This is a genomic window from Corynebacterium tapiri (genome assembly GCF_006334925.1).
Classification (GTDB): Bacteria; Actinomycetota; Actinomycetes; order Mycobacteriales; family Mycobacteriaceae; genus Corynebacterium; species Corynebacterium tapiri.
The window spans coordinates 23,321-45,316 of record NZ_VDHJ01000008.1; the positions used below are offsets into that span (position 1 = coordinate 23,321).

General features: G+C 65.5%; 20 protein-coding genes and 1 pseudogene. 6 read left to right on the forward strand and 15 right to left on the reverse strand.

All coding sequences use genetic code 11. The annotated features are described in order from the left end of the window. Positions 1 to 29 precede the first annotated feature (29 nt). Positions 30 to 923: a 1,4-dihydroxy-2-naphthoate polyprenyltransferase gene (locus tag FHE74_RS06310; RefSeq protein ID WP_139465664.1), complete on the forward strand. Its 894-nt coding sequence runs from the start codon at positions 30 to 32 to the stop codon at positions 921 to 923. A gap of 239 nt (positions 924 to 1,162) precedes the next feature. Continuing rightward, the gene (locus FHE74_RS06315) at positions 1,163 to 2,062 is read left to right on the forward strand and encodes an AEC family transporter (protein ID WP_139465665.1); all 900 of its coding nucleotides are present in this window, start codon (positions 1,163 to 1,165) and stop codon (positions 2,060 to 2,062) included. Here the strand turns inward: FHE74_RS06315 and FHE74_RS06320 are convergent. Beyond that, positions 2,059 to 2,373, reverse strand: a complete 315-nt coding sequence (locus FHE74_RS06320; protein WP_139465666.1) for a DUF4229 domain-containing protein — start codon at positions 2,371 to 2,373, stop codon at positions 2,059 to 2,061. The two genes, FHE74_RS06315 and FHE74_RS06320, sit on opposite strands and share 4 nt — an antisense overlap. A 33-nt stretch (positions 2,374 to 2,406) precedes the next feature. On the opposite strand from FHE74_RS06320, the gene FHE74_RS06325 reads away from it, so the two are divergent. Further along, a complete protein-coding gene (locus tag FHE74_RS06325; protein ID WP_139465667.1) occupies positions 2,407 to 2,640 on the forward strand; it encodes a hypothetical protein in 234 nt (77 codons plus the stop codon). Here the strand turns inward: FHE74_RS06325 and FHE74_RS06330 are convergent. Further along, positions 2,637 to 2,897 (reverse strand): helix-turn-helix transcriptional regulator, encoded by a 261-nt coding sequence (locus tag FHE74_RS06330; RefSeq protein WP_139465668.1) that lies wholly within the window; start codon positions 2,895 to 2,897, stop codon positions 2,637 to 2,639. The genes FHE74_RS06325 and FHE74_RS06330 overlap by 4 nt on opposite strands. Positions 2,898 to 2,978: 81 nt before the next feature. On the opposite strand from FHE74_RS06330, the pseudogene FHE74_RS10865 reads away from it, so the two are divergent. Together FHE74_RS10865 and FHE74_RS06335 are read left to right on the forward strand one after the other, a co-directional pair. Next, positions 2,979 to 3,569: pseudogene (locus FHE74_RS10865) on the forward strand (beta-phosphoglucomutase family hydrolase); the annotation flags it as partial. A 165-nt stretch (positions 3,570 to 3,734) separates the two neighbouring features. Next, positions 3,735 to 6,083: a glycoside hydrolase family 65 protein gene (locus FHE74_RS06335; protein ID WP_425456332.1), complete on the forward strand. Its 2,349-nt coding sequence runs from the start codon at positions 3,735 to 3,737 to the stop codon at positions 6,081 to 6,083. On the opposite strand, the gene ccsB is transcribed toward FHE74_RS06335, so the two are convergent. The 6 genes from ccsB to hemL are packed head-to-tail and all read right to left on the reverse strand — an operon-like array spanning position 6,080 to position 12,149. Next, entirely contained in the window at positions 6,080 to 7,081 is a 1,002-nt protein-coding gene (gene ccsB / locus FHE74_RS06340; RefSeq protein WP_139465670.1) for a c-type cytochrome biogenesis protein CcsB, read from the reverse strand. The genes FHE74_RS06335 and ccsB overlap by 4 nt on opposite strands. Before the next feature lie 48 nt (positions 7,082 to 7,129). Then, the gene (locus FHE74_RS06345) at positions 7,130 to 8,770 is read right to left on the reverse strand and encodes a cytochrome c biogenesis protein ResB (protein WP_139465671.1); all 1,641 of its coding nucleotides are present in this window, start codon (positions 8,768 to 8,770) and stop codon (positions 7,130 to 7,132) included. 23 nt (positions 8,771 to 8,793) lie between these two features. Beyond that, positions 8,794 to 9,603, reverse strand: coding sequence for a cytochrome c biogenesis CcdA family protein (locus FHE74_RS06350; protein WP_139465672.1), 810 nt, complete (start codon positions 9,601 to 9,603; stop codon positions 8,794 to 8,796). A gap of 6 nt (positions 9,604 to 9,609) precedes the next feature. After that, a complete protein-coding gene (locus tag FHE74_RS06355) occupies positions 9,610 to 10,212 on the reverse strand; it encodes a TlpA disulfide reductase family protein (protein ID WP_139465673.1) in 603 nt (200 codons plus the stop codon). Further along, the gene (locus tag FHE74_RS06360; protein ID WP_139465674.1) at positions 10,213 to 10,821 is read right to left on the reverse strand and encodes a histidine phosphatase family protein; all 609 of its coding nucleotides are present in this window, start codon (positions 10,819 to 10,821) and stop codon (positions 10,213 to 10,215) included. 11 nt (positions 10,822 to 10,832) lie between these two features. Continuing rightward, on the reverse strand, positions 10,833 to 12,149 hold the full coding sequence (gene hemL / locus FHE74_RS06365; protein WP_180339700.1) for a glutamate-1-semialdehyde 2,1-aminomutase: 1,317 nt from the start codon (positions 12,147 to 12,149) through the stop codon (positions 10,833 to 10,835). A 77-nt stretch (positions 12,150 to 12,226) separates the two neighbouring features. Between hemL and FHE74_RS06370 the strand changes: the two genes are divergently transcribed. Then, the gene (locus FHE74_RS06370) at positions 12,227 to 13,066 is read left to right on the forward strand and encodes an NAD(P)-dependent oxidoreductase (protein ID WP_139465675.1); all 840 of its coding nucleotides are present in this window, start codon (positions 12,227 to 12,229) and stop codon (positions 13,064 to 13,066) included. On the opposite strand, the gene FHE74_RS06375 is transcribed toward FHE74_RS06370, so the two are convergent. Genes FHE74_RS06375 through FHE74_RS06405 form a run of 7 tightly spaced genes read right to left on the reverse strand, consistent with a single transcriptional unit; the run spans position 13,067 to position 21,963 of the window. Further along, the gene (locus FHE74_RS06375; protein ID WP_139465676.1) at positions 13,067 to 14,440 is read right to left on the reverse strand and encodes a protoporphyrinogen oxidase; all 1,374 of its coding nucleotides are present in this window, start codon (positions 14,438 to 14,440) and stop codon (positions 13,067 to 13,069) included. A 2-nt stretch (positions 14,441 to 14,442) separates the two neighbouring features. Then, positions 14,443 to 15,504: a uroporphyrinogen decarboxylase gene (gene hemE / locus FHE74_RS06380; protein ID WP_139465677.1), complete on the reverse strand. Its 1,062-nt coding sequence runs from the start codon at positions 15,502 to 15,504 to the stop codon at positions 14,443 to 14,445. Between the two features lie 52 nt (positions 15,505 to 15,556). Beyond that, complete coding sequence (locus tag FHE74_RS06385) at positions 15,557 to 18,184, reverse strand: heavy metal translocating P-type ATPase (RefSeq protein WP_139465678.1); 2,628 nt, start codon at positions 18,182 to 18,184, stop codon at positions 15,557 to 15,559. Between the two features lie 11 nt (positions 18,185 to 18,195). Continuing rightward, entirely contained in the window at positions 18,196 to 18,660 is a 465-nt protein-coding gene (locus FHE74_RS06390; RefSeq protein WP_139465679.1) for a hypothetical protein, read from the reverse strand. 1 nt (position 18,661) lies between these two features. Continuing rightward, a complete protein-coding gene (locus tag FHE74_RS06395; protein ID WP_139465680.1) occupies positions 18,662 to 19,183 on the reverse strand; it encodes a hypothetical protein in 522 nt (173 codons plus the stop codon). 5 nt (positions 19,184 to 19,188) lie between these two features. Further along, the gene (hemB, locus tag FHE74_RS06400) at positions 19,189 to 20,178 is read right to left on the reverse strand and encodes a porphobilinogen synthase (protein ID WP_139465681.1); all 990 of its coding nucleotides are present in this window, start codon (positions 20,176 to 20,178) and stop codon (positions 19,189 to 19,191) included. 54 nt (positions 20,179 to 20,232) lie between these two features. Further along, the gene (locus tag FHE74_RS06405) at positions 20,233 to 21,963 is read right to left on the reverse strand and encodes a bifunctional uroporphyrinogen-III C-methyltransferase/uroporphyrinogen-III synthase (RefSeq protein WP_139465682.1); all 1,731 of its coding nucleotides are present in this window, start codon (positions 21,961 to 21,963) and stop codon (positions 20,233 to 20,235) included. Positions 21,964 to 21,996 lie beyond the last annotated feature (33 nt).

Consider the following 21,996-nt stretch of genomic DNA (forward strand, 5'->3'; position numbering starts at 1 on the left):
ACCCTACCGCCCAAGGCACAATGAGTCGCATGGCAGTATCGACGTACCCCGCAACCGCCCGCGACTGGCTTCGCGGCGCCCGCCCCCACACCTGGGCCAATGCTTTCGCTCCCGTCATCGTGGGCACCGGCGCGGCCAGCTGGTCGAGCGGCGCCAACCTGTTCCGGGCCTTCCTGGCGTTGGTGGTGGCGTGGGCGTTGATCGTGGGCGTGAACTACGCCAATGACTACTCCGACGGTATCCGCGGTACCGATGACGACCGCTCTGGCCCGGTGCGACTTACCGGTTCAGGCCTGGCTCGACCGGCGCATGTGAAGCGCGCGGCGTTCTTGGCGTTCGGGGTTGCGGGCGTGGCCGGGGTGGCGTTGTCTTTGTTGAGCGCCTGGTGGTTCATCCTGCTTGGCGCGCTGTGCATCGCCGCCGCGTGGTTTTACACCGGGGGCAAGAACCCCTACGGCTATCGCGGGCTGGGCGAGGTCGCCGTGTTCATCTTCTTCGGGCTCGTCGCCGTCCTGGGCACGCAATACACCCAGGCCGGTGTGGTGAGCTGGTTGGGCCTGGTGTGCGCAATCGCCATCGGTGGGATCTCCGCCGCGGTCAACCTGGCCAACAACATTCGCGACATCCCCTCAGATAACGAGGCCGGCAAGATCACCTTGGCCGTGCGCTTAGGGCAGCAGCGCTCGCGTTCGCTGTTCGCCGTCTTGTCGTTCCTGCCCGCGGTGGCGTCGCTGATTCTGATCTGTGCGTGGTGGCCGCTGGCCGTCGGCGTGCTCAGCGCCGTGCTGGTGCTTCCCGGCGTGCGCACCGTGCTGTCGGGCGCCCGCGGGCCTGCGCTGATCCCGGTACTGGGAGGCAATGGGCGCGCGATGCTCATCTGGAGCGTGGTGACCGCGCTGCTGCTCGGGCTCGGCTCCGCTTAACGACGCTTTATTCGCCTGGTTCCTTTGCCTGGTTCCTTCGCCTGCCAGCGCGCTATGCGCCAAAGCGCTGGGAGTCCTATACGCCAGAGCTCTAAAGGAATCGGCACAAAGCAGTAGCCCTTTAGAGGTTTAGGGCCGAAAATCGAGCCCTTTAGAGCGATTCCTTTAGAGCTCTGTGGCTGCGGCCCCGATCAGCCCTCACCCAGCCCCACGGCCTGAAGCGCCTAAACTCTCACACCATGCAGGGAGTGCTCACAGGTTTTGCCATCATTTTCGCGGTCGTGGCAGTGGGCTGGTTATTGGCCCGCCGCGGAGTCATCGAGGGCAAAAACCGGTTGATGTTCAACCGCGTGGCTTTCTATGCATCCACGCCTGCGCTCATTTTCTCCTCGGTCACGACCACAGACCCGGGAACGTTTGCCTCCCCAGTCGTCCTGGCCGTATCGCTGGCCACGGTGGCCACCTCGCTGATCTATGTGGTCATCTCGCGCTTGTTCTTCCCACAGAACCGCGCGACCACCACGATGGGCGCGGGCGCATCGAGCTACTACAACTCGGTCAACATCGGGCTGCCGGTGTCGCTTTACGTCCTCGGAGACGCAGCACATGTGATTCCCACGCTGTTGGTGCAGATGTCCCTGTTCACGCCCATCATCTTGGCGCTCATTGGCTCGTCTGGCGTGTGGCGATCTGTGCGCCAGGCCGTTTTCTCTCCGATCGTGCTGTCTGCCGTCAGCGCTTTGTTGATCTCGCTGTCCGGCATCACGATCCCGACCCCAATCCTGGAGCCCATCCGCATTCTCGGCGGGGCGTCTGTGCCCATGATCCTCATGAGCTTCGGAGCCTCACTGACGGCGGGTTCGGTACTCAAGTCCGAACGAGCCGGCACGCTCACGGCCACCGCCCTCAAGGTCGCGGTGATGCCGGCCTGCGCGTTCCTCATCGCCAAAGCCATCGGCCTCAGTGGCGACGTGCTGTACGCAGCAGTCGTGTTGGCTGCTCTGCCGACTGCGCAGAACATCTACAACTACGCGGCGACCTACCGCCAGGGCGAGACCATCGCGCGCGACACGGTGTTCCTCACCACGTTTTTGTCTCTACCCGCGATCCTGGTCATCGCGTTTTTGTTTGGGCGCTAGCGAGACGAGAGCTCGTCACGCACCCACTGCTTGCGGGCAGCTCGTTGGCGGGAGAACTCCGCGACGGCCTGCGTGGCGTCGCGACGCAAACCCGAGAAGATCAGCATGGACAGCGGGAAAGCCACAATCAGCGCCAACAGTGCGGCCATGACTAGCGGCACGGGCGCGCCGATCAGCACGGCAATCAGCTCGATGAGAACTGTCAGTGCGATAAAAAGCCCCAGGCGTGCGAGTCCGTAGATCACCGCGGCGCGACGCGCACGGGAGGCCACGGCTGGGTCGAGTTCGGGAGCGTTCTGGTTCTCGTTCACCTGGCCAACCCTAGCCGAGTAGGCTGGCTGCTTATGGGTCGCCTGCTGCTCTTGCTCCTCGTTGTCCTTGCCATCTACTTGTTGTGGCGTGCGTTCGGGCCCCAGTCACGGCCAAAGGAGCAGCCGCCGGCCATCAAGGGGCCGGATGATGACCCGGACTTTCTGTGGAACATCGAGAAGGAGCGCTTTAAGCAGCGCCGGGCCGAAGAGGAGCGTCGCAAGCGCCAGCAGCGCCGCGACGAAGGCGACAAAGGAACAGAAAGCTAGGCCTCCTGGAAGCTGGGGCGCAGCCCCAATTCTGCTGCCACCGCGAATACCTTTTCCCAGCGCACCCCGGTTCCTCCGTGCTCGATGGTGTGCAGGGTTGATCGCGAGACTCCGGCAGCATCTGCGACGTCTTGTTGTAGCCGCCCGAGCTCACGACGTCGGTCAGCCAGCTGCTCCCCGAGTGACTGCAGAACGGGGTTGTCGCTAGCCGGCTTACCTGATTTGTGGCGCGGGGTAGCCGAATCGCTCCTTGTCATAGGAATGCAGCCTACCTGTGAGTGCCTCTACAGTGGAGCGTTATTAACTCAGTAAAAGCAATCAAGAAAGGCCCGCACTGCGTGAATTGCCGAGCCCTGCCCGCCGCCGTTGTCTTCGACATGGACGGGGTGATTACTAACACCGCCTCTGTCCACGCACGTGCGTGGAAGAAGCTTTTCGACGCCGCCCTTGCCCACTACGCACCCGACGCCGCCGAGTTCGACGTCGATACGGATTACCCCGAGCACGTGGACGGCAAGCCGCGCCTCGACGGGGTCATAAGCTTTTTGGCCTCGCGGGGCGTGGAGTTGGCGCAGGAAGACGTCGTTAAGCTCGGCGACCAGAAACAGGGCTACTTTCTGGAGGCCCTGGAGGCCGACGGTGTCGAGGTATTCGACGACGCGGTGCGACTGCTGGAGCGAGCAGCTGAGGCCGGGATTCCGCGCGCGCTGGTGACGTCTTCGCGCAACGCTCGTGCGGTGTTGGACAAGGCCGAGCTCACGCAGCTTTTCGACGTCCTCGTCGACGGCAACGACGTGGAAAACGAGAACATTGCCGGCAAGCCCGCCCCCGACCCTTTCCTGCTGGCCGCGCGCCGGCTGGGTGTTGATCCGGCCAAGTGCGCCGGCTTCGAGGATGCCCGCAGTGGTGTGGAGGCGCTGTCCAAGGCCAAGTTCGGCCTCATCGTGGGTGTGGACCGCTCCGAGGAGGGCGACGAGGTTGCCGACGCGCTGCTCGACGCCGGGGCCGATCGCACGCTGCGCTCCATCGCGGAGATCGACTGGGGCATCGGCTGGTCGGATAAGTCCAAGGTGCGCCAGGTCGACGTGTTCGGTGTGGATGGCTGGTCGCCGAAACACCTCAGCGACCGCGAGACACTCTTTGGCACCGCTAACGGGTATTGGGGCACGCGCGCCAGCCTGCCTGGCACCAAGGACGACGGGCAGAACTACCCCGGCACCTACGTGGCTGGCATCTTCAACCGGGTCTATACCGAGAACATTGACCTCGAGTCGGAGCACGTGCCCAACGTCTTCGACTGGACCTACCTGCGCATCGTGGATGAGCAGGGCCGACAGGTGCTGCCTTTTACCGACGAGGTGCTGGACTTCCGCCGTGAGATCGACCTGGGCGATGGCATCTCGGTGACCCACATGCGCGTGCGTGACACCGACGGGCGCATCACCCGCGTGAGCGTGAACCAGCTGACCAGCCTGACCGACCGGCATGTCGCCGGCATGAAGGTGACCGTGGAGCCGGAGAATTGGTCTGGTGAGGTCACCATCGAGTCGGCGATTAATCCGCACGTGCGTAACCGCAACGTGGCCGACGACCGGATGCTGGATACCCGCCACTTTGATACTCCGCGCGGTAAGCACGTGGACGCGCGCACCGCACTCGTATCCGCAGAAACCCGCCAGTCGCGCGTGACCGTGGCGGTGGCGACCCAGACCACCTGCGTGGCCGGTGCGGTCAGTGGTGAGGGTGGCGAGATGCTGGACTCGGAGCTGGTCGGCCACCGCTTCCGGGCGCATGCCGCGGACGGCCAGCCCGCCAGCTTTGAAAAGTTGGCCACCTGCTACACCTCGCGCGATCGCGCGGTGAGCACCCCGGAAGACCAAGCGCTGTGGAAGCTGGGTCGCCTGGGTTCGTTCGACGAGCTTGCGCAGAAGCACGCCGATGCGTGGACCGACTGGTGGCGCGTCTTTGACATCAACCTCGGCGGCACCCGCCTGGAGGAGCTGGCCATGCAGGTCAACATCTTCCACGTGCTGCAAGCCGTCGCCCTGGTAGGCGAGGATCTGGATGTGGGCCTGCCCGCCCGCGGCATCACCGGTGAGGGCTACCGCGGACACATCTTCTGGGATGAGGTCTACGTTTACCCGCTGCTGACCACCCACCAGCCCGAGCTGACCAAGGCGCTGCTGCGCTACCGCCATCGCCGCCTGGAGGCCTCCCGCGAGATCGCACAGGCCGATGGTTTCCGTGGCGCCCTGTTCGCCTGGCAGTCCGGCTCCACGGGCCGGGAGGAGACCCCCTACAAGCTGTACAACCCGCGCACCGAATCCTGGATGCCGGATAACTCCCATAACCAGCGCCACGTTGCCCTCGAGGTGGCCTACAGCGCCTGGCGCCTGTTCCAGTACACCGGGGATCGCGACTTCCTGCGCGATACCGGCGCCGAGCTCATGATCGAAACCGCCCGGGCCTTCAGCTCCATGGCCCAGCGCGGGGAGAATGGCCGCTACTCCATCGAGCACGTTATGGGCCCCGATGAGTTCCACGACGGCTACCCGGATAACCCGGGCTCGGGCCTTAAAGACAACGCCTACAACAACGTCATGGCCTCGTGGGTGCTGCGTCGCGCGGCCCGCGTCTTCGATCACATCGACGAGCTGGAGTCGGTTGCTCTGCGTCGCCGTCTTGCGGTCACCGACGAGGAGTTGGCGCTTTTCGACGACGTGTCTCGCAACCTCACCCTGCACTTCCATGCTGATGGCGTGCTCAGCCAGTTCGACGGCTACGAGCAACTGAAGGAGTTCGACTGGGAGGGTTACCGCGAGAAGTACGGCAACATTGGGCGGCTTGACCTGATCCTGGCCTCCGAGGGAGATCAGACCAACCGATACAAGCTGTCCAAGCAGGCCGACACCCTCATGCTCTTCTACCTGTTCAACCCGGAGGAGCTGGACGAGACGCTGGCCCACATGGGTTATGAGCTCAGCCGCGAGGACGCGCAGAAGACCGTGGACTACTACCGGGCGCGCACCTCAGATGGCTCCACTTTGAGCCAGTTCGTGCATTCCTGGGCAATCTCCCAGTTCGACCTGGACGAGGGCTACGAGCTCTACCGCCAAGCGCTCGAGGCAGACCTGGACAACGACAAGGGCTCGTCCACCTCCGAGGGCGTGCACTGCGGCGTGATGGGCGGCACGGCAGACATGGTGATGCGCTGCTTCGGTGGCCTCGCCGTGCGCGGGGACACGTTGTGCTTTGATCCCCGCCTGCCTGAGGCCGTCGACCACATCACCTTCGTGGTGCGCTTCCGCGGAGCACCTGTGCACTTCCACTTCGACGGCTCCTCCACCACGCTGTCCATGCCACGCTCGTTTGCGGGCCCAGTGGACGTCGAGGTGGCAGGCGAGCACGGCGTGCTGCGCAGTGGCGAGGAGCTGAAGTTCTAGTTCAGCCCGGCGTAGGAGTGCAGGCCTGAGACCACAAGGTTGATAAAGAACAGGTTGAAGATCATCGAGGCCAGCGCCACGATGTTGATGATGGCAGCGCGGTAGTCCTTCCATCCCGCGGTGGCGCGGGCATGGAGGTAGGCCGCATAGAGGATCCAGGTGACAAAGGCCATGGTCTCCTTCGGGTCCCAGCCCCAGAAGCGGCCCCACGCGGACTCGGCCCAGATGGCGCCCAGCACCACGCCCAGGCCAAAGACCGGAAGCGTGAAGATCGCCGACTTGTATGCCAGCGCGTCGAGACGCTTCGCCGACGGCAGCGGCTTGGCCAAGAAGCCAAAGACACCCTTTTCCTGCCCGGGCGTCTGCCACATGCGCAGCAAATAGAGCAGCGAGAACACACCGGAGACGATGCCGATGGAGGCACCGATCGAGACGGTGGAGACGTGAATCGGCAGCCAGTGCGACTGCAGCGCAGGCACGACGGGAGCGGATTCCGCATAGAGCTTGGTGCCCCCGTAGAACATCAAGGCCAGCATGGGAGTGAGCACCCACGGCCACAGCACGCGCCAGGAGGTGCGGGTGAGCGCTACGGCGATGATGATCATGACGCCCAGGGTGATGGTCAGGACGTACTCGTAGAGGTTGCCCAGCGGGAAGCGCTGCGTGGCCAGGCCGCGCAGGATCACCGCGGCGGTGTGAAAGACGATCGCGAGCCACACCAGGGCCTGCGTTATACCGGCTGCCTTGGTGGCCTGGCGCTGGGCCTTCTGGCCTGCACCGTCAACCTCGGGTAGCGCCGGAGAATCAGCCGGGATGTCCGGGCCACCGGCACCTACTAATACCGGGGTGCGCTCAGCGGTACGAGCACGGTGGGACTCCACCACGGTTTGCATGCGGGTGTACAGCACTGCCGAGGCGGCAAGTGCTACCACGTACAGCACGAAGGCGGACTGAAAAGCAAGGTCCGAGTAGTTAGAGAGGGTCTGGTCCACGGGCATGGCTAGACCATACCGCCGCGGTCCTTAACCCTCCAACCTTTGATTGATCTAGCGGCCGAGAACGTCGTCGTCGACAAGCGAGTCCTCTTCGACCTCGTCCGGATCCTCCCACCCCATGATCTCGCGCACGAGCTCATCGAATTCCGGGCCCCAGCCGGCGCGGTCGGTGCGGGCCAGGCCACCGAACTCCACGTGGGTGCCGTCATCGGCGGGACGCAGGCGCACCCACACGCGGCGCCGGCGGATGGTCAGCGAACCCACCAGAGCGACGAGCATGACCAGGGAGGCGACCAGCACCCACTTCTGGAAGGGATCATGCGAGACCTGGTAGTTGCCGAACTCCGCGGCGCCGTCGAAGGTGACCGTCGTGCCGTCGTCGAGCGTGACAGATTCGCCCTGCTGTAGATTTACGCGCTCCATGCGCTGCAGCGCGCCGGAGTGGAGCAGGGAGCTATCTAGCTGGTAGATCGACTGTCCGCGGCCGGTGTCCAGGCCCGCGTCGCCGCGGTAGATGTCGATGGCCACGGCCGGGTCGCGCATCTCCGGGTACGCCGAGGTCAGCAGCTGGCCAGTCTCGCCGGACCACTGCGCGGTCGGGGCGAACAGTCCCTGAATGGCGATCTGATTCTGGCGGCGCTCATACAGGTCCGGGTACATGCCCGCCGGCGGATCGAAGCGGAAAACGCCGGAGGAGAGGAAGAACGTGGGATCCGTGGGCGCCCACTGCATCATCTGCGTGCGCTTCTCCCCGTTGGGCCATTCGATGGTGAACTGGGGCGCGTACCCGTGTCCCTGCAGGTACACGCGGTCGCCCGCCAGTCGCAGCGGGTGGTTCACGCGCAGGGTGTAGTCCTTCCACGTGCTCGGATCACTGAAGATGTCCTGGCCGGTGGCGTAGGAAACGTCCGAGGTGAACATCTCCGCCTGGCCGTTGGGCAGGTAGTCGGCATGGAAGTTATGTACCTGGAGGCAGAAGGGGTGCAGGCCAGTGCCGTCGAAAAGCGGACCGGCGCGGAAGGAGTCGTAGTTGGCGGTGGAGGTGTTGCACAGCTCGCTGGAGCGCTCGACCGGGACGGCGGTGGGTGCCTCGGACTCGGTGACCACCACGGCCTGGCCCTCGTAATACACCATCCGCCCAGCGGCCACAGCCAGCAGCAACGCGACGATGCCCATGTGGAAGATCAGGTTGGCCAGCTCACGGGTGTATCCCCGCTCCGCAGACAGCGACACTGCCCCGGCGCGGTCCTGTTCCGGGGTGTAGCGCTGCACTCGCCAGCCCTTGAGCTTGTCGGTGACCTCGCGCTCCACCTGCTCCAGGGGCTTGTCGACGCTTCCCTCAGCATGCAGCGGCAGCTTGTGCAGGTAGCGCGGTGCGCGGGTTGGCGGGGTCTTATACGCCCGCCAGTGATCGAGAGAGCGCGGGATGATGCACCCGATCAGGGAGGCCATCAACAGCAGGAAGATGGCGCTGAACCAGACGGACTCGAAGACGTCGAAAAGCTGGAGCTTGTCGTAGATTTCAGCGAGCTTGCCGTTGGCCGCGATGTAGTCGTCGACGTTTTGCTTGTTCAGACTGCGCTGCGGCAACAGGGCACCCGGGATGGCGGCCAGGGCGAGCAGGAACAGCAAGGCCAGGGCCGTGCGCATGCTGGTGAGCCAGCGCCATGCCCGCAGTACCCAAATCTTCATCTCTTATGCGTCCTTCACGTGGTCTAAATCAGGGTGGCGCCGTACTCGACAGTCCATTGCCGGGTGAAAGCGATGACGTGATTCCACATCCCGGTAACCAGAGCCAGGCCCACCAGGATCATGAGCACTCCCCCGGTGATCTGTATGGCGCGGGAGTGACGCCGCAGGAAGCTCACCGCGCTCAAGGCCCGGGCTGACCCCAGGGCAATGAGGATGAAGGGCAATCCGAGCCCTAGGCAGTAGCCGATGATCAGTAAGGCCCCGCGAGCCGCTGTCATGCCCTCGGTGCCCGCCGACACCGAAATGATCGCGGCCAGAGTCGGGCCCAGGCAAGGCGTCCACCCCAGCGCGAACACCCCGCCCAGCAGCGGGGCGCCGATCAGCCCGGTCCACTTCTTCGGGTGCATTCGGGTGTCGCGCTGCAGTGCGGGGATCAGCCCCATGAACACCACGCCCATGAGGATGGTGATTACTCCCCCGGCGCGCATGAGCACATCGGCATTGAGCGCCAGCACGCTAATCAGCCCGAAGACACTCACGGTGGCCAGCAGGAACACCACGGTGAATCCGAGGACGAAGAACCCCGCCGCGCCGGCCACGGCCCATTGACGCTTCTTGTCCACGACCACACCGTGCTCGGCATCCGGACGCATCTGCGCGCCGACCACCCCCGCTAGATAGGAAATGTATCCGGGCACCAGCGGCACTACGCACGGCGAGGCGAAGGAGACCACCCCGGCGAGCGCGGCGGCCAGGATGCCGAGGAGAAGCGGGCCGGTGGCGACGACGTCGGCAAAGGTGTGACCGAGAGATGTTCCTGCAGCTACAAGCACGAAAGTTTAGGCCTCAGCTTTCAGCTTCTCTGTGACCTCGATGAGCTCATCCGCGGTGATAGCCCGAAGGAACACGGCCGCCGGGCGGTGTTGTTTGTCCAGAACGATGGTGGTGGGCACCACCGAGCTGGGCACACCACCAAGCGCGGCCGCCGTGCGGAAGGGCGGATCGTAGATCGAGGGGTAGGTCACCCCGTTGTCCTTAACAAAGTCGCGCGCCACGGCCGGGTTGTAGTCGCGCACGTTGATACCCAAGACGGTGCCGTCCTGGCCTAAGGCTTCCTGGACCTGCTGCAGGTCGTCGACCTCTGCGCGGCAGGGAGCACACCACTGGCCCCACGAGTTGAGCACCACGACCTGGCCGGCGTAGTCATCCAGCGAGATCGTTTTGCCGGGCTCCATCAGGCTTTCGCCGCTGAAGTTGGCCACCTTCTTGCGATCGCCCGGCTCGTAGAAGATCTCGGTCTGTCCGCCGGGGGAATGGAACTGGAAGTCCCCACCGGTGGCCACCGCATTTTGTGCATCCTCGCTATCAACGCCGCAGGCACTCAGCAGGCCAACACTCAGTGCCGCGGCCAGCGCCAGGCCGGCCCCTCGTACGACACGCATTTAGATGTCCCTCGCGGGCTCGCTGTAGCGGTAGTCCACGATCTCCCCGTCGCGGAAGATCAGGGAGGTCACACTTGCCAGGTCACAACGGCGCTGGGTGGGGCTGTGCGGCAGGCGCTTGCCGGCCACGCTGCGCTGCACCATCACGATCGGAAGCTGGTGGCTGACGATGATGGCCTCGTGGCCCTCAGCCTGCACGCGGGCGCGCTCGACGGCGTTCATCATGCGGGCAGCAATCGCCTCGTATTCCTCGCCCCAGGACGGAGTCAGGGGGTTGGTCATAAACCGCCAGCGCACCGGGTTGAGCAGCTGGGAGCGCCAGCCCTTGGTGCGCAGGCCCTCGAAGCGATTGTCCGACTCGATGACGTCCGCATCAGTCTGCACGTCCAGGCCGGTCACACGCGCAATCGGCTCGGCAGTCTGCTGCGCGCGGTCGAGCGGGCTGGCGATCAGGGCTGTGACGTCGTGCCCGGTGAAAGACTCAGCGGTACGAGCTGCCTGGCTACGCCCGCGGGAGGAGAGGTTGAAGCCCGGCATGCGCCCGTAGAGCACCTGCGAGGGGTTATGGACTTCTCCGTGGCGCACGAGGTGAACGATCGTGGTGGTCATAGCTGTCCTTCCTACGCGTGGGCAGCCGCGGCAGCGCGCGCGGCGGGGGCCAGGGCGGCCTCAATCGCCTCAAAATCTTCGTCGCCGAGTGCGGTAGACACAAACCACGTCTCAAATACGCTCGGCGGCCCGTAGACGCCGTGGTCCAAAAGGGCGTGGTAGAAGGCCGGGAAGCGGAAGGTATCGGCGGCCTTCATGTCGGCGAAGTTCTTGCCTTCCCCCTCAGCAAAGCGGATCGAGAGCATCGTGGAGGCGCGCTGGATGTGGTGCGGCACCGACTCACGCGTCAACGCCTCCGAGATCAGGGATTCCAGGCGGTCGGCGTGGGCGTGCAGGGTCGGGTAAATGGATTCGTCGGCCGCGCGTAGCGACGCCAGTCCTGCAGCCACGGCGACCGGGTTACCGGACAGCGTGCCGGCCTGGTAGACGGGGCCGTTAGGTGCCAGGTGCTCCATGATGTCCGCGCGTCCGCCGAAGGCAGCCGCCGGCAGACCGCCCGAGACGACCTTGCCAAAGGTGGTCAGGTCACCCGCCACGCCGTCGACGCCGTACCAGCCCTGGTATGAGGTCCGGAATCCGGTCATGACCTCGTCGATGATGAGCAGCGCACCCTCGGCGTGGGCGATGTCCTTGAGCGCCTGGTTGAACCCGGGTTCGGGCGCGACCGTGCCCATGTTGCCTGCTGCGGCCTCGGTGATGATGGCGGCAATCTCTCCCGGGTGAGCGGCAAAGGCGGCGCGCACTGCGTCGAGGTCGTTATAGGGAACGACGATGGTGTCGGCGGCCTGGGCGCCGGTGACACCCGGGGTTTCTGGCAGGGCGAACGTCGCCACGCCCGAGCCGGCCGAGGCCAGCAGCGCGTCGACATGCCCGTGGTAGCAACCCTCAAACTTGATGATCTTGGCGCGGGAGGTGAACCCGCGAGCCAAGCGCACGGCCGACATGGTCGCCTCGGTTCCAGAGTTGACCAGGCGCACCTGCTCCACGGAGGTGCGCGCCACGATCTCCTCTGCCAACGCGATCTCACCCTCGGTGGGCGCGCCGAAGGACAGGCCGCGGGTGGCAGTCTCCGTTACGGCCTGAACGATCTCTTCCCGCGCGTTGCCCATAAGCATGGGTCCCCAGGAGTCGACGAGATCGACGTAGCGGTTGCCGTCGACGTCGATAAGCGTCGAGCCCTGGGCGCGTTCGATAAAGCGTGTCTGTCCACCCACGGAGCCGAAAGCGCGCACCGGGGAGTTCACCCCACCGGGGGTGACGCGCTGTGCACGCTGGAAGAGCTCGGCGGAGCGGGAGGTGTTCTCGGACGTCACAGGCGAGGAAGTCATAGTGCGCCATTGTATGCCACCCCTCGGGGTAGTCCATAGGTTGGAGGCCGGTGCCGGATTCACGCACACTGGCAGCCATGAAGATTGCATTCCTGGGAACCGGCCGCATGGGTACCGAGCTCGCCCTCCACCTCATCAACGCCGGGCACGAACTGACCGTGTACAACCGCACCAAGGACAAGACCGCGCGCCTGGCTGAGGCCGGAGCCAAGGTCGCGGACACCCCCGAGGAGGCCGTATCCGCAGCCGAAATCGTGGTCACCAGCCTCTTCGGCCCCGACACCGTTCGCGAGGTCGTTGTGACTCCCGGCCTTATCCCCGCGGGAGTGACCTGGGTGGACACCACCACGATCTCGCCGGACGACGCCCGCGAGTTCGCCTCCGCCGTGGACACCTACGTTCATGCCCCCGTCGTGGGCACGCTCGGCCCGGCGCGCAAGGGTGCGCTGGGGGTTTATGTCGGCGGTGCTGATGAGGAGCGTCGCCAGCAGGCAGCTGAGCTGGTAAAGCCCTGGGCCGAGGCGAATGTGGAGCGCCTCGTGGTGGTCGACAGTGCCGCCCAGGCAGCGACCGGCAAGCTGCTGGCCAACCTGGCCCTGGCCGTAAGCATCCAGGGGGTGAAGGAGGCGCTGTACCTCGGCGCCGCCGAAGGCCTGGAGGCAGAGGCCACCCTGAAGATGCTCAACTTCACGGGCCTGGAGTTTATGAAGAACATGAAGGCGCCCTTCATCCTGGGCGAACGCGAGACGGATCCGGGCGACTTCAGCGTCAATGCGATCGCGAAGGATGTGCGCCTGATGCTGGATACCGCCGAGGAGTCCCTGCCCGCCACCCGCGCCGCGCTGGACTCGCTGAGCGCACAACAGGAGGCGGGCCGCGGCGAGCAGGATTTCTCGTCGGTGGCGGTGTACCGCTAACTAGATCACGCGCCGCGCCGTCGCCCGCGCATCGGCGATGACCGCGGGCACGCCCACGCCACCCGCCCAGGCTCCGGTGACTTCCAGCCCCGGAACCTGCGCCACCCCCTCGAGGACCGTATCGACGGTGGCCAGATGGGTGTGGTCATAACGTGGCAGGCCACCGAACCAGCGCTGGGTGAAGATTTCGCTTAAGCCCGCCGCGCGGCCATCGAAGCCGGTAATGGTCTGCAGGTCGTCCAGCGCCTGGTCGACCAGAGTGTCTTCGTCCATAGTGAGCGCGGTGCGCTCGCCGAAGCGGCCGAAGCTGGCCCGCACGATCGCGCCGCCACGCTGCTGCAGGTGCGGCCACTTCTTTGAGGAGAAGGTGAAGGCTTTGGCATTCAGCTCCGGCTCGTCGGCGGCCACCAACACCCCGGAGTTCTCCGGCAGGCCCTCGGCGGAGTCGAATCGCATGGCCACCACGACGCTATCGGCCAGCTTGACGGCCTTGAGCGCGGCCGAGGTTTCGGGGGCAACGGACTTGAGCAGCAGAGCGGTCGTCGGTGCCGGGGTGGCCAGAATGACGCGGTCATAGGTCCCCTCGCCCGCCCCGGTGAGCTGGAATCCGCCCTGCACGCGCTGGAGGCCGGAGACGAAGGCATCGAGGTAGATGTCCGCGCCACTCTTGTCCGCCAGCAGCTCGTAGAGCTGGGCGTATCCTCCCCGGAGGGTGGAAAAGACTGGATCGTGGCTGGGCTGGCGCGCAGAGAGCATTCGATCCGCGGCCCCGGTCAGCGTGACTGGCTCGCCCTCGTTGGCCAGCGCGTCGAGCGCCCCTGCCAGCTGCGGCACCGTGGCGCGCAGTCCCAGGTCATCGGCGGCGCAGGAGTACACGCCTCCCAGCAGTGCGGAGACCAGGCGGTCAGCCACCGCATCCCCCAGGCGCGTGCGCACGAGTTGACCGAGGTTGACGTCCTGTCCGACCTGCCAATCGAGGGGCTCAAGAGTGCGCTCGGCATCAATGCGCTGTGCGGCCTGCTCCCCCACCAGGTTGGCCACCTCAGCAGAGGAGGCCGGAATACCCATCACAGTGTTGCGCGGCATGGTGTGAGCGCGCCCCTGGGAGTAGATCAACGACGGCGCGTTGGAGGGGAACACCAGGTCATCCCCGAGTCCCAGGGACTCCAGGTACTCGATGGCGTCGCGACGCCGATACAGCAGCGCCTCCGCCCCCACATCCGTCGGACCAGACTCGAAGGCCGCGGTGTAGAGCTTGCCGCCGATGCGCCCGGTGGCCTCGAAGACCTCGATTTTCGCCTCTGGCTCGACCGAATTCAGCTCGTGGGCCGCGACCAGCCCGGCCAGACCCGCACCGATGATGGCTACTCGCATGGTTAGTTGACCTCCTCGTGAATGATGGCCACTGCCTCGGTCACCGCATCCGGATCGGTGGTGGGCAGCACTCCATGGCCCAGGTTAAAGATGTGGCCCGTGGCGTTGCCCTCCGCGCGTGCCCGGGCGGCCTCCGCTTTGATCCGCTGCACCTCGGAGCGCACCACATCCGCTCCTGCGAAGAGCATGGCGGGATCAAGGTTGCCCTGCAGCACACGCGGTGCGGATTCTTGCGCTATACGACGCGCTGCCTCATCCAGCGGCACGCGCCAATCAACCCCCATGACCTCGGAGCCGGCAAGCGACATCGCGCCCAGCAGCTCTCCGGTGGACACACCGAAGTGGATGCGCGGGATCTCACCCTCCACCTCAGCAAGGATCTGCGTGGAGTACGGCAGAACAAACTCGCGGTAGTCCTTCTGCGTGAGGAATCCGGCCCAGGAGTCGAACAGCTGCATCGCGTCGATGCCGGCATTCACCTGGGTGCGCAGGAAGGCGGCGATCGTAGGCGTCAGGCGCTCCATCAACGCGTGCCAGGACTGTGGGTCGGCGTGCATGAGTGCTTTGGTGCGCTCGTGGTTCTTGCTTGGCCCACCCTCGACCAGGTAGCTGGCCAGGGTAAACGGAGCACCAACGAAACCGATCAACGCCTGGGTATCGCTGAGTTCGGCCAGGATGTGGGAAATACCCTGCGCGACCTCGTCCACGTCATGCTCGAGGATGGGTAAGGCGTCGATGTCAGCACGCGTGCGCACCGGGTTGGCCACGACCGGACCGCGCCCTGGAACGATCTCCACATCCACGCCGGCGGCCTTGAGCGGGACCACGATGTCAGAGAACAGGATTGCGGCGTCAACGTCGTGGCGGCGCACGGGCTGGAGGGTGATCTCAGCGAGGAGCTCGGGCATGAAGCAGCTATCGAGCATCGCGATGCCCTCGCGCACCCGCTTGTATTCCGGAAGTGAGCGCCCGGCCTGGCGCATGAACCACACTGGGGTGCGGTCGGGCTGGTGGCCCTGGGCGGCCTGCAGCAGGGGGGCGTGTACTAGCTCACGTCGGTTCATAGCCCATGATTATGGTCCAAAAGTTGTACTCCGGGCCAATCGAGCGCTGCGCCTAACGCGGGAAGTACCCCGCCGAGTTCGAGCGTGCCTCCACCAACAGGGAGGAGCACAACATCAACACGGTCGCGCCCATGGGGTTGAGCACGCCCGCCACCGCCAAAAGCACTGCGACAACGTTGTAGGTCCAGCTGATGAGGAAGTTGCGGTCAATAATGCGACAGACCCGGCGCGAGTGAGCTACCAGCTTGGCGATCGTCCCGACCGACTCGTCAAGCACCACCACGCCCACCCCGGTGCGATCGCCGTGCGCGGCCGCTTCGAGAGCCTGCGTGGAACCGGCCAGGATGCCCACGTCGGCTGCCGGCATGGCGTGCATAACGGTCTGGTCCCCCACCAAGGCGACGGTGCCGCCGCGGGTGTGCACGCCACGCACGGCCTTGAGCTTGTCACCCGGGGCGATGCCCGCCAAAACCTTGTCGATGCCGATTCGGTCGGCCAGGCGGCGGGAAACCGGGTAGGCATCGCGCGAGAGCATGACCGTCTCAATACCGTGCTCTTCCAGGGATTCCACGCCCTCGCTGGCGTCCTCGCGGACGGAGTCCAAAAGCGTGATCACACCGCGGTCCACCCCCTGCCAACGCACGATCAGCGGTGTTCCTCCGGACACGACCGCAGCCGCCAGGCGTCCCGACAGGTTGGACATCGTGCGCGGGCGCCACAGCTCCGCCTCGACCTGTCGGGTGCCGTTGCCATCCTTGCGGTTGAGCTCGATGATGCCGACGAACGAGCCCTCCTCCGTGATGCGCAGGCGAGACACGTCGATCCAGTGCGGGACTTCGCTCACGGTGGTGTGGTCGCGGTCGCGTGAGGCGCGTGCCGCCTTGACGATGGCCTGCGAAGCCGGGTGGTCCGACTCCATCATCAGCGCGGCTGCCACGCGCAGGATCACCTCGGGGTTCTCGCCGCGCTCGGCAACCACGTTTTCCAGCGTCATGGCGTTGGTGGTCAACGTACCCAGGCGATTGAATATGACCGTATCCACAGCGTCGATCTGGCGCACCGTGGCGCCATCGCGAAAGAGCACTCCGTGGCGAGCTGCGGCCTCCACTCCATGGCGGATAGCCAAGGTCGGGGACAGCGCGAGCGCCACGGGCGCGATTGAGGCCAGGACCGCGATGGCCGTGGCAATGGCGATGTTGAGGTTCTGGGACACCAAGTACCACAGCGCGAAGTCAATGACGGCCACGCCGATCGCCGCGGGGATGAGGACGGAGGCCGCCTTGGTGGAAAGCATGGTGGCGTGGTTTTGGCGTCGATTAGCCTCCGTCACCCAGGCATGCACCGACGCTAGGCGCGTGCGGTGCCCCGTGCGCTCGACGCGCACCTTGATCCGGCCGTCGAGATTGCGGGTGCCGGCGTAGACGTAGGAACCGACCTTGACCTCGGTGCCATGCTCGATGCCCGCAGCCACCAGCCCGGGGCTGAGGTGACAGGATCCGCCGACAACTTGGCCGTCGACGGGAATGAGCTCGCCAGCGAGGATGATGATGTCATCGCCCACGTTGACCTCACCCAGAGCAACAGGACGAGGCTCGCGTGGCTCCTTGGACGTGGCCCCCTTGTGCCCACGTTGCCCCACTGTGAGCACCTCCGCGTGCGGATCGGGGCGCCGCAGCTCCATCTCGCGCAGCAGGCTGCCCCGATGGCGGGTGGTGGCTAGGCGACCGGCGAGCAGAAGGGTCGTCATTACGCAGGCGACGTCGAGGAACAAAGCTCCGTCCGCGATCGGCCCATGGTCGAAAGAGAACCACGTGGGCTGGGTGTGCCACCCCAGGTCCCCGGCCCGGGTAAACAGCATCACCGCGAAGGACCAGAGGTAGGCCACGATGACGGCCAAGGCGCTTGCCCCATCCAGGGCGGTCAACCCCCTCCGGATACCGCCGGCCAGGGCTCGATGGAAGGGCCAGGCGCACCAGGTGACCACCGGTGTAGCTAACGCGAGGCTGAGCCACTGCCAGCCGGAGAACTGCGCGGACGACACCGAGAACATCACCACGACAGGCAGAGTGAGTGCGGCAGCCAGAATCAGGCGCGGCAGCGAGATCAGCTCGCGCGCGGTGTACAGCACGTCGCGGTCATGGTTGGACTCGGCCAACACGGCATGCGAGTCCTCCCCGAAGAATCCCGCGGCCTGGGCGCGCTCGAGGGCACGCTTTTCTTCCTCATGGTGCCGGCGCGTAGCCCACGGCACCTTGTGCATCTTCTTGCTCGCCCCGCTGGGACCCCGGCGCGCTGCCAGCGTGCGCCGCCGCAGCGAGGAATCGGTCAGCGTCGCCTGCACCCCAAAGGACTCAATGATCTCGGCCAACTGGGCGGGCTTGACCGTCTCCGGCGCGGTAATCCACGCGGTAGAGGAGGAATAGATCAGTCGCGCGCGCACTCCCGGGACGTCCTCGAGTGCCGCCTCGATGTCCGCGCAGTCGGGTGCCGAGCGCAGCCCCGTGATGTCAAAGGCGTAGGAGACGTTCGCTCCATCCTCCCCGCGGGCCTCCTCGCCCCCGGGGCTCAGGCCGACAGAACGTGCGGCCGACCACGCCTCGTTGATGGCGCGATCAGCATTGACGACGGGGTCGACAGAGTCCGCGAGATCACTGATCTCGGAGTGGAAGGGGCTGGACATGGCCGGAAAGCTTAGCGCAGATAGGCCGTAGCCGAGGGACGGAAGGCGTACACCAGCGCGAACGCCAGCAGGCCCACGATGACAATCGCCGCAAACGACGCCACCGTGACCACAAATCCAGCCACGTTAACGGCAATCACCAGCGCACTCAGCGCTGTATACCACCGGCGCGAGTGGCGCACCCCGCGTCGCATGGCAGCCACGGTCCACCCCAGCGCCACCGCACCGAGGATGTTGGACACCGCCACTACTCGCTGACTGCGCTCAAACGCGGCGATGACCTCCAAGGGGGCGTCGCCGCCCTGGAATCCGGCGGTCAGCATAATGATCGCCGAAATGAGCATGAGCGCCGCCGCACCCACCGTCAGCACCCACGCGATGGTCAACGAGTTAGGCACGCCATCGCCCTCGGCGTAGTCGTCTCGCCAGGAGCGGTTGGGGTCGCCAGGGGAAAAAGGCGTGGGAAACATCGACATGTTAGGCCTCTTTGTGCGCGGAGTTCACGTGCTCGATTGAGCTGGAGCGGTTAGCAAAAATAATCGCCAGCACAGCCGCGACAGCGATGAGTATTTGCACGCTGCCGTCGAGAAGCGGAAGCCAGGTGGGCACCTTCGTGCCGGCGGGGAACGCTCCGAAGATTAACAGGCCGCGCATCACCAGGAAGGCGGAGAAGATCGTGAGAAGGCGTTGCGACGTCGGCCCGTACCTGTGCAGCCGAGCGTAAAAGCGCAGCGCAACCCCGAGCGCGATAACAACGGCGATATTCAGCAGCGCCATCATCACAATGCTCACGTACACCGAGGCGTTCAACAGGTGATCCCCGGCCTCCGCAATCGTGGAGTTGGCCGAATCCTTGGCCACGGCGAGCAGCTCGGAGGGATCGATGAAACTGGTTACGGTCTGCAGAATCTGGTGGAGCAGCTCCCCACCGATCACCGCCGCCCAACAGTAGACCGCGAGGACAAATGACTCGGGAACGCTCGACTCGCTCTTTGCCATGGCCATTACCCGCGCAGAGCCCGCGCTGCCTCGATGGCGTAGTAGGTGAGGATCTGATTCGCACCGGCCCGCTTGATGGAGGTCAGCGACTCCATCATCACCGCGTGGGCGTCCACCCAGCCATTACGGCCGGCGGCCTGGATCATCGCGTACTCGCCCGAGACCTGATAAGCCGCCACCGGAACCGGCGACATCTCGGCCACCGCGCTGAGTACGTCGAGGTACGGCAGGGCGGGCTTGACCATCACAAAGTCCGCGCCCTCTTCGATGTCCAGCTGCGTCTCCAGCAGGGACTCCCGGAAGTTGGCCGGATCCTGCTGGTAGGTGCGACGATCGCCCTGCAGCGAGGACCCCACGGCCTCCCGGAAGGGTCCAAAGAACGCCGAGGCGTACTTGGCGGAGTACGCCATGATGGAAACGTCCTGGTAGCCGGCCTCGTCCAGGGCCTCGCGGATCTCGGCGACCTGGCCGTCCATCATCCCGGAGGGGCTCACCACGTGCGCTCCGGCCGCCGCCTGGGCCACGGCCATCTTCTGATAGAGCGGCAGGGTCGCATCGTTATCGACGACCGGGTTGCCCCGGTGATCGGTGCCCAGGACACCGCAGTGGCCGTGATCGGTGAACTCATCGAGGCAGGTGTCCGCGATGATCACCACGTCGTCGCCGAATTCCTCGCGCAACGCGGCGAGCCCGCGGTTGAGGATTCCCTCCTCAGCCCAGGACTGCGAGCCAGTTGGGTCCTTATCCTCATCCTGCGGGACGCCGAACAGGTCGATCGAGCGCACCCCCGCCACGAGCGCATCGTGGACGTGCGCCTTGAGCGAGTCCATCGTGTGCTGGTACACCCCCGGCATGGAGCTGATCTCACGCGGTTGGTCTAGGCCATCGGCCACGAAGGCCGGCAGGATGAAGTCAGCGGGGTCCAAGCGGAACTCGGCGGTGAGCTCGCGCATGGCCGGGGTGGTGCGAAGTCGACGGGGGCGACGGTTGATCATTGTGCTGAGCTCATCCTCAATGTGTGACGTCCATTAGGGCAGTAGAACGCCAGCCTAGGCGCTCTTCGTTTCCTCTGGCGAGTCGCCGGAGGCCTCCGCCGCCTTCTTGCGAGCCCGACGCTTCTTGCGCGCCGGAGGCAGCTGACCAGCAGCCCGCAGGTGCGCCACGTGGTCTGCCAGCGCATCCACCAGGTGCTCTACGTCTGCCACCTCGGGAACGACGTCGACCCGCAGGCCCATCTCCTTGGCCGTAGCAGCGGCCATCGGGCCAATGCACGCGATGATGGTGCGCTGATGCGGCTTGCCAGCAATGCCCACCAGGTTCTTCACCGTCGAGGACGACGTGAAGCACACGGCATCGAAGCCACCGGTCTTGATCATGTCGCGGGTCTCCGCCGGCGGCGGCGAAGCGCGCACGGTGCGGTAGGCGACCACGTCGTCGACTTCCCATTCGAGGTCGGCAAGGCCGTCGACAAGCGTGTCCGCGGCGATGTCCGCGCGCGGCAAAAGCACACGCGAGACAGGATCGATCTCGTCCACGTAATTGGGGAAGATCTCCAGTAGGCCCTGGGCGTTCTGCTTATGGCGCGGCGGGACCAGCTCGGGGATGAGGCCCTTTTCCACAACGGCGGCGGCGGTCTTCTCCCCCACCGCAGCGAGGTGCACGCCGGCGAAGGATCGCGCGTCCAAGCCCAGCTCGGAGATCTTGTCCCACACCGCGGTTACAGCGTTGACCGAGGTGAACACGATCCACTGGTAGCGGCCCTCGACAATGCCCTTGATCGCACGGTCCATCTGAGCCGGGTTGCGCGGCGGCTCCACCGAGATCGTGGGCACGGACTGCGGGATTGCGCCGTGCGTGGCCAGTCGCGCGCTCATCGAGGCGGCCTGCTCCTTGGTGCGCGGGACCAACACGCGCCAACCGTAGAGAGCACGGTTCTCCCACCAGGAGTACTTAGTGCGTTCATCGACGCCGGTGCCCAGGGTGATCACGACATTGCCCGGCAGGTCCACGCCCAGCTTGGGCAGGGTGGCCAGGGTCGCGTCATAGGTGCGCTGCAAACGCGTGGTGCCGTTGATCGTCACCGAGGCCGGGGTGTTCTTCTCCAGCCCGTGCTCAATGAGCTCGGCAGTGATCGTCGGGATGTCCTCGGCGGTTGCCTGCAACACCAGCGGCTTGGGAGCCTGGGCAAGCTGCGCCCAGTCCGCCTGGCCGCCCGTGACGTCGGTTTCCGTGTAGGTCGATCCCAAGGCGATTCCGGCGAATGACGGCACGGTCGACGGCAGGGACATGCCCGGGACCACCTGAAACTCCAGGCCTGCGGCGGCGACTGCGGCGATTTCTTCCTTGATGTCGTCACGAGTCAGCGGGTTGCCCGAGACGAGACGGACCACGCAGCCCCCGGTGGTCTCCGGGGACTTTGCGGCGTCGGCGAGCGCAGCTTGCAGGATCTCCACGGTAGCGGCGGTATCCGCACCTGCATCGCGTACGTCAGCTGCCCGCGGGGGCGCTGGGCGAGCAGGCTTACGGCGCGCGCCGGCCTCTTTAGCTTCTGCGCACAGCCTTTGGTACTCGGCCTCTGCGGCGTCGAGAAGCGCCTGGGGAACCGGGAGGTGCTCGGCGACGACCTCGCGCACACCAGCGCTGACGTCACTATCGGCAACTGCAATGGCGTTGGTTGCCAGCACGTCGCGGGCACGAACCGTGAGCAGGTCGGGGTTTCCCGGCCCGGCGCCCACGAAGACGATGGTCCCCGGCTGGGGAGTCGTTAAAGCCTGGGTCATTCGGATCTTTTCTAGGAATCGGTAAAGCGAAAT